This window comes from Pseudarthrobacter adonitolis, from assembly GCF_055412845.1.
The window spans coordinates 66,849-79,374 of sequence record NZ_JBVAYW010000002.1; the positions used below are offsets into that span (position 1 = coordinate 66,849).

The window sequence follows — 12,526 nt, forward strand, 5'->3', positions numbered from 1 at the left end:
GGACTGCCAAGTCCTCCGGCCGGCAGGGTGCCCGCGGGCGCCCTGCCGGCCGCACACATATCAAGTACTTTTGGAGAACACGTGACTACGTCAACGAACGGCGCTTTTGACCGCACGCCTCTCATTGCAGGCAACTGGAAGATGAACATGGACCATGTCCAGGGCATCACCCTCCTGCAGAAACTAGCCTGGACACTGTCTGATGCCAAGCACGACTACAGCCGGGTTGAGGTGGCTGTCTTCCCGCCATTCACCGACCTCCGCGGCGTGCAGACCCTCGTCCAAGGCGATGAATTGGACATAGCCTACGGCGGCCAGGACCTCTCCCAGTTCGACTCGGGCGCTTACACCGGCGACACCTCCGGCCAGTTCCTGAACAAGCTGGGCTGCCGCTACGTCCTGGTGGGGCACAGCGAACGCCGCACCATCCACCAGGAATCCGACGAAGTGCTCAATGCCAAGGTCAAGGCAGCGTTCAAGCACAGTGTCACTCCGGTTCTTTGCGTTGGCGAAGGCCTGGAAATCCGTCAGGCAGGCACACATGTCGAGCACACCCTGACACAGCTCCGGGCGAACGTCGCCGGACTCACGGCCGAGCAGGCGGCAGAGCTTGTGGTCGCCTACGAGCCCGTCTGGGCCATCGGCACCGGTGAAGTGGCCGGGCCCGAGGACGCCCAGGATATGTGCGCTGCCATCCGCGCAGAACTTGCCACGCTCTTCGGCGACGATGTAGCGGCAAAGATCCGGCTGCTCTACGGCGGCTCCGTCAAGGCCAACAATGTCGCCGCGATCCTGAAGCAACGCGACGTCGACGGCGTGTTGGTCGGCGGGGCCAGCCTCGATCCCGCGGAGTTTGCTAATATTGTCAGGTTCGAGAGTCACCTGGTGACGGACTAGTCCGTCACGCAGGTCCCGGCTCCCGCAATTCCAATCTTCTGAAAGGCCGTCGTGGACGTTCTTCATGTCATTCTGCAGATTCTCCTGGGCATCACCAGCCTTCTGCTGACCCTGCTTATCCTCCTTCACAAGGGACGGGGTGGCGGGCTGTCGGACATGTTCGGCGGCGGTATGAGTTCCGGCCTCAGTTCCTCCGGAGTCGCCGAACGGAACCTGAACAGGTTCACAGTGATCCTGGGCGTTACCTGGGGCGTCGTGATCATCGCCCTCGGCCTGGTGATGCGCTTCAGCGGCGCAGGGGACTCATAGACTCTGCAACTGATCGTCGCCCGGCACTGCCGCGATGAGGATCTCCGAACTAAACTGTGGCTGTTGGCTCCCAACAGCCACAGTTTTTGTTTAAGTAGCCAGGAGTCCCGATGGTACATAGTGCGTCAGCGTTCCGCGGCACCCGCGTGGGTGTGACAGAAGGAGCCGGTCCCAAGAACCAGTCAGAAGCTGCCCCGGGCGAAAGAGTGCCCCGTATCCGGGTTTCTTTTTGGTGTGCCAAGGGGCATGAGACCCAGCTTGTTTTCCTGCGGCTGCCGGACGAGCAGATTCCCTCCGTCTGGGACTGCCGGCGCTGCGGGGCTCAGGCATCACGGGACGGCAAGGACGCCGACCTGCCCGACCTGCTGGACGAGGGCTTCAAGAGCCATCTTGAGTACGTTAAAGAACGGCGCTCCGACCAGGACGCCGAAGCTGTCCTGGCCGGAGCGCTGGAAAAACTACGCGCCGGTGGCGTCCTTCCGGACGAGCTGCTGCGGGACACGTGACGCTGCGTTTTCATCAATAAGCCACAGGGTGCGGGATGTTCCCCGCGGGCCTGCCGCCGGAACCTGCACCGGGTTGGCGCCCGCCAGGGCCAGGCCAACCGCGCCGGCCTTGTCCTCGCCGGCCACCACTATCCAGACCTCGGCCGCAGTGTTAATGGCCGGAAGGGTGAGTGAGATGCGCTGTAGCGGCGGCTTGGGCGAATTGCGGACGCCAACTACTGTGAGCTCCTTCTCCCGGATTCCGCCCTGCTCGGGGAAGAGCGAGGCCACGTGGGCGTCCGGACCAACGCCCAGCAGCACGACATCCAGCCGCGGCAGTACTCCCGGTTCGTCCGGACGGTCGTCGGACATGTCAGCAGCGTGTTCGACCTGGGCTGCTTCCCGGAGCCTCCGCGCATAGTCCTCGGCGGCTTCCTCGGGCGTGTCGAAGTCATCCGAGGAGGCCGGCTCGTTGATCCTTGCAGGGTCAACCGGAATGCTCGACAGGAGTGCATCAAACGCCTGCCGGGTGTTCCGGTCGGGATCGTCCGCACCAACAAAGCGCTCGTCACCCCACCAAAAGTTAACCCTGGACCAGTCGACGGCAGGCGCCGCCGGAGAGTCCGCTACAGCCTTCAGAGTTCCGATGCCTACTGTGCCGCCGGTCAGCACCACCGTGGCCTCACCGTGCTTGTCTTGCACATCCACCAGCTTGGTGATCAGACGGGCCGCGATGGCGGCCATCAGCACGGACGAATCGGGATGGATGCTAACTCTTGGCTCAACGCTCACTGGGTCGGACGCTCCTTAGATTGGTACGTGGCAGTCCAATAGTAATCACTTCGCCGAACACTTCGTCGGGGTCGAGGCGGCGGAGCTCTTCGGCGAGGCAGTCCTTGAGGCTGCGGCGTGGCAGCGAAATGCGTTGGGCGGGCTGTCCGGGCTGGGTCAGTTCCGCGACGGACAGTCCGGGGCGGAAGAGCTGCACGTCGCCGGTGTGGCGGGTGAGGCGGACGCGGCGGATGCCCGTGCCCGCGGGGTCCGCGACGATGGTCACGGGCGCGTCCAGGGCCAGGGTCAGCCAGGCGGCGAGCAGGATGGTGCTTGGCGAGTCAGAGGCGCCTTCGACGGTGACGGCGGTGATGGGGGTGCCGTCGGCCTGGTCCAGGACGGCGGCGAGCTGGATCCGCCAGTTGGTGAGGCGGGTCCAGGCGAGGTCGGTGTCACCGGCCTTGTAGGTGTTGCGGATGTTTTCGAGCGCCAGCTGGGGGTCGGTTTCGTTGGCGGAGTCGGTGATCCGGCGGTGCGCGATCCGGCCCACGGAGGTTTCGCAGGCGTTCTCCGGTGCCCCGTGCGGCCACCAGGCCACGATCGGGGCGTCCGGCAGGAGCAGTGCCGCGACCAGGGATTCGCTTTCGTGGGCGAGCTCGCCGTAGCCGCGGAGCACGATGACCTCGGACGCGCCGGCGTCACCGCCGACCCGGATCTGCGCGTCGAGCCGGTTCGGGGCGGTGGCCCCGGCGTCGGCCAGGACGATGATCCGGCAGGGGTGTTCGCGGCTGGCCTCGTTGGCCGCCTCGATCGCTTCTTCCTCGAGCCCGGACCGGGTGACGACGACGAGGGTCAGAACCCGGCCCAGGGCGATCACCCCGCCCTGCTCGCGCAGGGAGGTGATCTTCTTGGAGATCTTCGAGGTGGTGGTGTCCGGCAGGTCTACAATCATGGCCTTCTCCAGGTTCGTCCGTCGCGGGCCAGCAGTTCATCGGCCGAGGCAGGGCCCCAGCTGCCCGGAGCGTAGGGCTCCGGTTGCTCTTTCAGCCCTGCCCAGTAATCTTCAAAGGGGTCAAGGATCTTCCAGGACAGCTCCACTTCCTCGTGCCGGGGGAACAGCGGCGGCTCGCCGAGCAGCACATCCAGGATCAGGCGTTCGTAGGCTTCGGGGCTGGACTCGGTGAAGGAGTGCCCGTAGCCGAAGTCCATGGTCACGTCGCGGACTTCCATCTGCGTGCCCGGGACCTTGGACCCGAACCGGATGGTGGCGCCTTCGTCGGGCTGGACCCGGATCACCACGGCGTTCTGGCCGAAGTCGTCTTCCCCGTGGTCACGGAAGAGCAGGTTCGGGGCGCGCTTGAACACCACGGCGATTTCGGTCACGCGCCGGCCCAGGCGCTTGCCGGCACGGAGGTAGAACGGCACACCGGCCCAGCGGCGGGTGTGGATGTCCACCCGGATCGCGGCGAACGTCTCCGTGGTTGAATTGGCCGGGATGCCGTCTTCTTCCAGGTAGCCCCGGACCTGTTCCCCGCCCTGCCACCCGCCGGCGAACTGCCCGCGCGCCGAATGGGTGGAGAGGTCCTCCGGCAGCTTGACTGCGGCGAGGACCTTTTCCTTCTCCGCCCGCAGGTCATCGGCGTTGAAGGAAATGGGCTCCTCCATCGCGGTCAGCGCCAGCAACTGCAGGAGATGGTTCTGGATGACGTCCCGGGCCGCGCCCACGCCGTCGTAATACCCCGCCCGGCCGCCCGTGCCGATGTCCTCGGCCATGGTGATCTGGACGTGGTCCACATAGTTCGCGTTCCACAACGGCTCGAACAACTGGTTCGCGAAACGCAACGCCAGGATATTCTGGACCGTCTCCTTACCCAGGTAGTGGTCGATCCGGAACACCGCATCCGGCGGGAACACCGACTCCACAATGTCGTTCAGCTGCCGGGCCGACTCCAGGTCATGCCCGAACGGCTTCTCGATCACCACCCGCCGCCACTTGTCCCCGTCTGCCTCCGCGAGGCCGTGCTTGGACAGCTGCCGGCAGACCTGCTCGAACGCCTTCGGCGGGATCGAGAGGTAGAACGCGTGATTGCCCCGGGTGCCCCTGACGTCGTCGAGTTCCTTGATGGTCTCACCGAGCCGCTCGAAAGCGTCGTCGTCGTCGAACTCGCCCTGGACAAAACGGACACCCTCGGACAACTGGTTCCACACCGCCTCATCAAACGGCGTGCGTGCGTAGGCCTGCACCGAGGACTTCACCTCAGCGGCGAAATCCTCATCGCTCCATGCCCGGCGCCCGAAACCCACCAACGCGAAACTCGGCGGCAACAGGCCCCGGTTCGCGAGGTCGTACACGGCCGGCATGAGCTTCTTGCGGGCAAGGTCACCGGTCACTCCAAAGAGCACCAACGAGGACGGACCGGCGATCCGGTTCAGGCGGCGGTCACGCGGGTCCCGGAGCGGATTGCGCCCAGATCTTCCGGAACGCGTCGCGGAATTCCTGCCGTTTTCAGTTTCTGGCATGGTTGCTGTTGAGCCTTAGTTTTCGGTGACGGAAGCTGACCGGGCGGCAAGTGCTGCAATGATCTCCTGCAGCTGTGCAACTCCGGCGGCGCGGTCGGTCAGGTGCAGTCGCAGGACGGGGCGGCCGTGCACGGCCAGGACCTGGGCATCGCCCGCAGCCTGGGCGGAAATCAGTTCCCCGAATGTGAACGGACGGTCCGGGATGGCCAGGTCTTCTGCGGGAGCAGCGGTGACCTGGAGAAAGACTCCGATCGCGGGTCCGCCCTTGTGGAACTGGCCGGTGGAGTGCAGGAACCGCGGGCCCCAGCCGAACGTGACTGGGCGGCCGCTGGCGTCGGCGAACTGGTCGCGGATGCCTTCCAGCTCAGCGAAGGCCAGCCGGTCAAAGTAGGCCTGGACGCAGAGGTAGCTGTCGTCGTCGAGCGTTCCGAGGAGGGCGCCGACGGCTTCCTCGGCAGTGGCTGCACCACGGAGCCAGTCCCCGCCCCGGACCTCGATGGCACCGTCAACAAACGCGGCAGGGATCGGTTCCGGCTGCGCGTCCAGCAGGCCGCGGGCGGCAACCTTCGCTGCCTCCACGTCCGGCTGGTCGAACGGGTTGATTCCCAGCAGGCGCCCGGCCACGGCGGTGGCGAACTCCCACACCATCATCTGGGTGGCCAGGCCACCCGCGATGGCTACCTCGTTGTCGCCGAGTTCGACGTCGGCATCGGCAGCTACCAGCCGCACCACCAGGACGTCAGCGGCGCCGGAGGTGACCTCCGGCGACGTGGGTCCGGCCACCACCGGCAGGACGCCGGTGCCGAGCTTGCCGGTGGATTCGGCGATGAGCTGTTCGGCCCAGTCCGCGAAGCCCACAATGCCGGAGCCGTCCTCGGCGATGACAATCTTGTTGCGCAGCGGATTGGTTCCGCCCAGGGCCGTTCCGAGGGCCAGCCCAATGTTCTCGTCGGCGTCCTCGTTCAGGATCTCGGCGGCTTCTTCAGCCTCGTCCAGGAAAGCTTGGATGTCCACACCGGCCAGGCCCGAAGGGACCAGCCCGAATGCGGTGAGGGCTGAGTAGCGGCCGCCCACGTTCGGATCGGCGTTGAAAACGGCGCGGTAGCCGGCCTCACGCGAGGCTTTATCCAGCGGGGAACCGGGATCGGTGACAATGATGATCCGGCTCTTCGCATCGATGCCGGCCTCCGTGAAGGTGTGCTCGAAGATCCGGCGCTGGGAGTCGGTCTCCAGGGTTGAACCGGACTTGGACGAAACCACAATCGCGGTTTCGGCCAGCCGGTCTGCGAGGACAGCACGGACTTGGTCGGGGTCGGTGCTGTCCAGCACAGTCAGCTCGACGCCAGCGGTGCCGGCTATAACCTCGGGAGCCAGCGAAGATCCGCCCATGCCGCAAAGCACGATGCGGGTCACGCCGTCAGCATTGAGGGCATCACGGAGCTCGAGGATGCCGACCACGAGGGCCTGTGAGACGGTGGCCGCCTCAACCCAACCGAGGCGGACAGCGGACTCGGACTCGGCGTCGGGACCCCACAGGGTGTGGTCCTTGGCGAAGATCCGGGTGGCAATGCGGTCCGCCACGAGGGCGGGCAGGTGCTGCTCGAGTGCCTGCTGCGCGGCACCGGTGGCGTCGTAGCTGAGAGTGCTCATAGTGGGTTAGGAAGCCTTCCGTGCAGCGGCAAGGGCACCTTCGACGTCGCCCAGAAGTTCCTTCCAGCTGGCCACGAATTTGTCCAGGCCCTCTGATTCGAGGAGCGCGACAACTTCGTTGTAGGAGATGCCCAGCGCGTCCAGTGCGTCCAGCGTGGCGTTGGCCTCCGCGTAGGTGCCGGAGACGGTGTCACCGGTGACGACGCCGTGGTCGAACGTGGCGTCCAGGGTCTTCTCCGGCATGGTGTTCACTACGCCGGGGGCCGCCAGCTCGGTGACGTACAGGGTGTCGGGGTAAGCCGGGTCCTTGACGCCGGTGGAGGCCCACAGCGGACGCTGGGGGAGTGCGCCGGCTTCAGCCAGCAGTGCCCAGCGCTCGGTGGCGAAGAGCTCCTTGTGGACCTGGTATGCCAGGCGTGCGTTGGCCACGCCGGCCTTGCCCTTGAGTGCCTTGGCCTCGTTCGTGCCGATGGCGTCAAGGCGCTTGTCGATTTCGGAGTCCACGCGGGAAACGAAGAACGACGCGACCGAGTGGATCTTGGACAGGTCGTGACCGTTTTCCTTGGCCTGATCAAGGCCGGACTGGAAAGCGTTGATGACCGCGCGGTAGCGCTCGAGCGAGAAGATCAGGGTCACGTTGACGCTGATGCCCTCGGCCAGCGTCGCAGTGATCGCTTCCAGGCCTTCAAGGGTTGCCGGAATCTTGATGTGGACGTTGTCCTTGTTGACCTTCTTATACAGGTGCTTGGCTTCGGCAATGGTGCCGGCCGTGTCCCAGGCGAGGCGCGGGTCAACTTCAATGGACACACGGCCGTCAACACCGTTGGTGGCTGCTGCCACCGGTGCGAAGAGGTCGCAGGCGTCAGCGACGTCGGTGGTGGTGATTTCGAAGATGGTCTCCTCGACGCTGGCGCCGGCTGCTGCCTGGGCCGCGATGGTGGCGTCGTAGTCCGTGCCGGCCGTGATGGCGGCGTGGAAGATGGACGGGTTGGTGGTCACACCAACAACGTTCTTCTCTTCGATCAGCTTCTGCAGCGTGCCGGTCTCAAGGCGGCTGCGGGAAAGGTCATCGAGCCAGATGGATACTCCGGCGTCGGAGAGCTGCTTGGTAGAGGTAGTCATAGTGATATCTCCTAAAATCTGGTTCAGGCCTGCAGGCCAGCGAGGGAGTCCTTGGCAGCGGCGGCAACAGCCTCCGCGGTGATGCCGAACTCCTGGAAAAGGCGCTTGTAGTCGGCGGAAGCGCCGTAGTGCTCGAGCGAGATGGAACGTCCGGCGTCGCCGACGAATTCCCTCCAGCCCAGTGCCAGCCCGGCCTCGACGGAGACGCGGGCCTTCACGGCAGCGGGGAGCACGGACTCGCGGTAAGCGGCGTCCTGCTTGGTGAACCACTCAACGCAGGGCATGGAGACAACGCGGGCAGCGATGCCTTCAGCCTGGAGGGCTTCGCGGGCCTGGACGGCCAGCTGGACCTCGGAACCGGTGCCGATCAGGATCACGTCGGCGGGCACGGTGGCGCCGTCCTTGGAAGCTTCAGCCAGGACGTAGCCGCCCTTCGCGACGCCGGAGACTGAACCGAAAGTGTCGCCGTCGGCTTCGCTTTCACCACGAGCGTACGTGGGGATGTTCTGGCGGGTCAGCACAATGCCGGCCGGGTTCTCGTGGTTCTCCAGCATGGTCTTCCATGCCACGGCGACCTCGTTGGCATCGCCCGGACGGACCACGTCCAGGCCCACGATGGCGCGCAGGGATGCGAGCTGTTCCACCGGCTGGTGGGTGGGGCCGTCTTCGCCGAGTCCGATGGAGTCGTGCGTCCAGACATACAAGGACGGCACACCCATCAGGGCGCCGAGCCGGATGGCCGGCCGCTGGTAGTCGCTGAAGATCAGGAAGGTGCCGGAGAACGCGCGGGTCCGTCCGTGCAGGGCAATGCCGTTCACGATCGATGCCGCGGCGTGCTCACGGATACCGAAGTGCAGGACCCGGCCGTAGGGGTTGCCGGACCAGGTATCGGTCTGCTTGGAGGCGGGCACAAACGACGGCGAGCCTTCGATGGTGGTGTTGTTGGACTCGGCGAGGTCGGCGGAGCCGCCCCAGAGTTCCGGCATGACCGGTCCGAGTGCGTTCAGCACCTTCCCGGAAGCCGCGCGGGTGGAGACGTCCTTGCCGGCCGGGAAGACCGGAAGAGCGGCGTCCAGGCCGTCGGGCAGTTCGCGGGCCTCGATGCGCTGCAGGAGTGTTGCGCCTTCGGGGTTGGCGGCCTGCCAGGCGTTGAAGGACTCTTCCCATTCCTTCTTGGCAGCGGCACCGCGGTCCACTACTGCGCGGGCGTGGGCCAGGACTTCCTGGTCAACGTCGAAGGACTTGGCGGGATCGAAGCCCAGTACCTCCTTGAGGCCTGCGACTTCCTCTGCACCCAGTGCGGAACCGTGGATCTTGCCCGTGTTCTGCTTCTTGGGCGCCGGGTAGCCGATGATGGTGCGCAGCGAAATGATGGAGGGCTTGGACGTCTCGGCCTTGGCGGCGAGCAGTGCGGAGTAAAGCTCCTGCACGTCCTCTTTGTATTCGCCGGTCTTGGTCCAGTCGACGCGCTGTGTGTGCCAGCCGTAGGCCTCGTAGCGCTTGAGGACATCCTCGGTGAAGGAGATGTCGGTGTCGTCCTCGATGGAGATGTGGTTCTCATCGTAGACAACTACAAGGTTGCCCAGTTCCTGGTGGCCTGCCAGCGAGGAAGCCTCGGCCGTGACGCCTTCCTGGAGGTCGCCGTCGGAGGCGATGACCCAGATGGTGTGGTCGAAGGGGCTGGTGCCGGCGGCAGCATCGGCGTCGAACAGGCCGCGTTGGCGGCGCTGGGAGTAGGCGAACCCGACCGAGGAGGCCAGGCCCTGGCCCAGCGGCCCGGTGGTGATTTCCACACCGGCGGTGTGCTTGTACTCCGGGTGGCCCGGCGTCAGGGAATCCCAGGTACGGAGCGCCTCAAGGTCTTTCAGTTCCAGTCCGTAGCCGGACAGGAACAGCTGGATGTAAAGGGTCAGCGACGTGTGGCCGGGAGACAGGATGAAACGGTCGCGTCCCAGCCAGTGCGGGTTGCGCGGGTCGTGGCGCATGAGCTTCTGGAAGAGAAGGTATGCGGCGGGCGCCAGGCTCATTGCGGTACCTGGGTGGCCGTTACCGACCTTCTCCACGGCATCCGCAGCGAGAACGCGAATGGTGTCCACCGCGCGCTGGTCCAAGCTGGTCCATGACAGTTCTTGCTCTTCCAAATGTGGCACGAAAACCGGGCCCCTCTCTGTGCTGATGGTGGGCGATACACGGGATCCGTTCCGGAGCACGCTGTGGTGCCCGCTGCGGTGTGTACCAGCCGTTCACCATCGAAACGTTGATCTATCATTCAGCAGGGCTGTGGGAACGCGTTTTCCAACGCTTTTCTGCCGCGTGCTGATCTGGTGACAGCTTAGCTCCATTCCACCCTCCGGTCAGCGCAGATCTCACCTATTGGACTCAATTTCCCCTTATGTGAATCGCCATTTCGTGAGTTTGAGTTAATCTGCTCGAATCACACTGCGCGCAATCATCAGGGCCTAATCACGGGGCATCTGTTACAAATGCGCGCGGTATGATATTTGGAGGCCGACGCCGGTAGCCGAGCCCTCTTAAGGGCGGCGGCAGACCCCGGGCGTTGCCGGGACCTTCTTCTGATGACCATTGGCGGGCTGCCCGGCGAACGGCCGCAAGACACAGCTGCACCGCCAGACAGAACTGCCAACCAGAACGGGTGACTGCCACCGTGAGCACAACAGATACGCCGCTTAATGCTTCCCGCATCAGAGGGGGAGCCGGGTTCGCCCGGAAGGCCAAGGCGTATTTCGCCCTCACCAAGCCGCGTGTCATTGAGTTGCTGCTGGTCAGCACCCTGCCCACCATGATCTACGCCGAGCGCGGCTTCCCGCCGATCGGGCTGATCCTGGCCACCTTGGTAGGCGGCGCCTTTGCTGCCGGCAGCGCCGGTGCCTTCAACTGCTACCTCGACCGCGACATCGACAAACTGATGCACCGGACCGAGAACCGTCCGCTCGTCACCGGCGAGGTGACGCCTCGTGAGGCGCTGGTTTTCTCCTGGCTGCTCGGGGCGGCCGCCATTGGTATTCTCTGGTTCGGGGCCAACCCGCTGGCCGCGTGGCTCGGGTTGGGCGCGATCTTCTTCTATGTGGTCATCTACACCATCATCCTTAAACGCCGCACCGCACAGAACATTGTGTGGGGTGGAGCCGCTGGCTGCTTCCCGGTGCTGATTGCCTGGGCCGCCGTGACCCACACCGTCGAGTGGCCGGCCGTCATCCTGTTTATGGTCATCTTCCTCTGGACGCCGCCGCACTACTGGCCGCTTTCCATGCGTTACGGCGAGGACTACCGCAACGCCAACGTGCCCATGCTTGGGGCTATTGCCGGCGCCAAGGTGGTTTCCGTCCAGGTAGTGCTCTACGCCTGGGCCATGGTGGCCTGCTCGCTGCTGATGGTCCCGGCCGGTGGCGCCGGCTGGGTCTACACCGCCACCGCAGTCCTGGCGGGTGCCTGGTTCCTGTACGAGTCGCACTCCCTGTACAACCGGGCGCAGCGGGAGGACATCTCGGACAAGCGGGCCATGAAGGTTTTCCACGGTTCCATCAGCTACCTGACGCTGCTGTTCATCGCACTGGCAGTGGATCCGTTCGTCGGATCAGCGATCATCGGTTAGCAACACCCAACGCTCTCGCAGGTCCTGCAGGTTTTCCAAGGACCCTCTCTCACTCAGGTGAGAGAGGGTCCTTCGTTTGTATGCAGGAAGTGAGAGAGCGTCCGTGGTTTTGCTGCAGGAAGTGAGAGAGGGTCCTTGAATGCGGAGTGCCACGGTTCCGTCCGGAACCGTGGCACTCCGTCGGGGTTAAGGCCGGCAGCGGTGGAAGTTAGGTGACCGGGCTTGAGCGGGCGAGGTCGGCGGTGTTTGTCGCCGCGCTCATCAGCAGCGCCGCGCCGAGCATGTGGGCACCCACCAGCAACGCGGGGATGCCGTTGTAGTACTGGGTGAAGCCGATGACGGCCTGCAGCAGGGTCACGGCCAGGAGCAACAGGACGGACGTGCGGAACGGGCCCTGGATCCGGCGGACAATCACGAGCACCAGTGCGAACAGCGTTCCGGCCGTGATCACGTACGCCGGAACGGCATGGATGTGGGAGAACAGGTCCCAGTCGAGGCCGTTGCGGGGCGCGTCGGCGTCACCGGCGTGGGGACCGGAGCCGGTCACCACTACGCCGAGCATCACGGCGAGAGCGGAGAAGAGCCCGACGGCGGCAGCCACCGGACGCAGGACGCCCGGCAAAGCGGGGAGCTGGACGCTGGCATGGCGGCCCGTCCTGCCGTAGGCCCGGTTGACGAGCAGCGTGGCAATCACCACGAGGGCCATGGAAACGAGAAAGTGCAGGCCCACCACCCACGGATTGAGGTTAGTCAGCACGGTGATGCCACCGATCACCGCCTGTGCCGGAATGCTGGCCAGCAGGCCAAGCGCCAGCAGGAAGAGGTCCCGGCGCTCCTTGCGTAGGTTCCACAAGTACACAAGCATGGCCAGCGCAACCGCTGCCAGAGCAAACGTCAGGAGCCGGTTGCCGAACTCAACGAAGCCGTGGATTCCCATTTCGGGAGTGTTCACCAGGGAGGTGTCCGTGCAGCGCGGCCAGGTGGGGCAGCCGAGGCCGGACGCGGTCAGCCGCACCGCGCCGCCGGTCACCACCAGCAGCGTCTGGCCAACCAGGGACGCCACCGCGAGGCGGCGGACGCTGGCGTCCACGGTACGGGGTAGCCTCGCGACAAGGCGACCGGCGATCTGGGGGAGGCGTGAAGCCGTGCTCACGGATAT

At 65.2% G+C, this 12,526-nt stretch carries 11 protein-coding genes; 4 read left to right on the forward strand and 7 right to left on the reverse strand.

The genetic code is table 11. The features are described from left to right. Positions 1 to 81 precede the first annotated feature (81 nt). The 3 genes from tpiA (at position 82) to ACZYZ4_RS02850 (ending at position 1,712) form a co-directional block, all read left to right on the forward strand. Positions 82 to 897: a triose-phosphate isomerase gene (gene tpiA / locus ACZYZ4_RS02840; protein WP_463858015.1), complete on the forward strand. Its 816-nt coding sequence runs from the start codon at positions 82 to 84 to the stop codon at positions 895 to 897. 51 nt (positions 898 to 948) lie between these two features. Beyond that, positions 949 to 1,206, forward strand: a complete 258-nt coding sequence (gene secG / locus ACZYZ4_RS02845; protein ID WP_058932520.1) for a preprotein translocase subunit SecG — start codon at positions 949 to 951, stop codon at positions 1,204 to 1,206. Between the two features lie 110 nt (positions 1,207 to 1,316). Continuing rightward, a complete protein-coding gene (locus ACZYZ4_RS02850) occupies positions 1,317 to 1,712 on the forward strand; it encodes an RNA polymerase-binding protein RbpA (RefSeq protein ID WP_463858018.1) in 396 nt (131 codons plus the stop codon). Here the strand turns inward: ACZYZ4_RS02850 and pgl are convergent. The 6 genes from pgl to tkt are packed head-to-tail and all read right to left on the reverse strand — an operon-like array spanning position 1,665 to position 9,895. Beyond that, positions 1,665 to 2,483, reverse strand: a complete 819-nt coding sequence (gene pgl, locus ACZYZ4_RS02855) for a 6-phosphogluconolactonase (RefSeq protein WP_463858020.1) — start codon at positions 2,481 to 2,483, stop codon at positions 1,665 to 1,667. The two genes, ACZYZ4_RS02850 and pgl, sit on opposite strands and share 48 nt — an antisense overlap. Then, on the reverse strand, positions 2,473 to 3,414 hold the full coding sequence (locus ACZYZ4_RS02860) for a glucose-6-phosphate dehydrogenase assembly protein OpcA (RefSeq protein ID WP_463858022.1): 942 nt from the start codon (positions 3,412 to 3,414) through the stop codon (positions 2,473 to 2,475). Before ACZYZ4_RS02860 ends, pgl begins: the two co-directional genes overlap by 11 nt. Continuing rightward, entirely contained in the window at positions 3,411 to 4,982 is a 1,572-nt protein-coding gene (zwf, locus tag ACZYZ4_RS02865; RefSeq protein ID WP_463858024.1) for a glucose-6-phosphate dehydrogenase, read from the reverse strand. The genes ACZYZ4_RS02860 and zwf overlap by 4 nt, the downstream gene beginning before the upstream one ends. Before the next feature lie 15 nt (positions 4,983 to 4,997). After that, positions 4,998 to 6,632 carry a phosphoglucose isomerase-related protein gene (locus ACZYZ4_RS02870; protein WP_463858026.1) on the reverse strand — a complete coding sequence of 545 codons (1,635 nt, stop codon included), beginning with the start codon at positions 6,630 to 6,632 and terminating at the stop codon, positions 4,998 to 5,000. Between the two features lie 6 nt (positions 6,633 to 6,638). Then, positions 6,639 to 7,754 (reverse strand): transaldolase, encoded by a 1,116-nt coding sequence (tal, locus tag ACZYZ4_RS02875; RefSeq protein ID WP_463858027.1) that lies wholly within the window; start codon positions 7,752 to 7,754, stop codon positions 6,639 to 6,641. Between the two features lie 23 nt (positions 7,755 to 7,777). After that, positions 7,778 to 9,895, reverse strand: a complete 2,118-nt coding sequence (gene tkt / locus ACZYZ4_RS02880) for a transketolase (RefSeq protein WP_463858029.1) — start codon at positions 9,893 to 9,895, stop codon at positions 7,778 to 7,780. A 512-nt stretch (positions 9,896 to 10,407) separates the two neighbouring features. On the opposite strand from tkt, the gene ACZYZ4_RS02885 reads away from it, so the two are divergent. After that, positions 10,408 to 11,367 (forward strand): heme o synthase, encoded by a 960-nt coding sequence (locus tag ACZYZ4_RS02885; RefSeq protein WP_463858031.1) that lies wholly within the window; start codon positions 10,408 to 10,410, stop codon positions 11,365 to 11,367. A gap of 208 nt (positions 11,368 to 11,575) precedes the next feature. Here the strand turns inward: ACZYZ4_RS02885 and ACZYZ4_RS02890 are convergent, their stop codons facing one another. Beyond that, entirely contained in the window at positions 11,576 to 12,520 is a 945-nt protein-coding gene (locus ACZYZ4_RS02890) for a COX15/CtaA family protein (protein ID WP_463858033.1), read from the reverse strand. Positions 12,521 to 12,526: the final 6 nt, after the last annotated feature.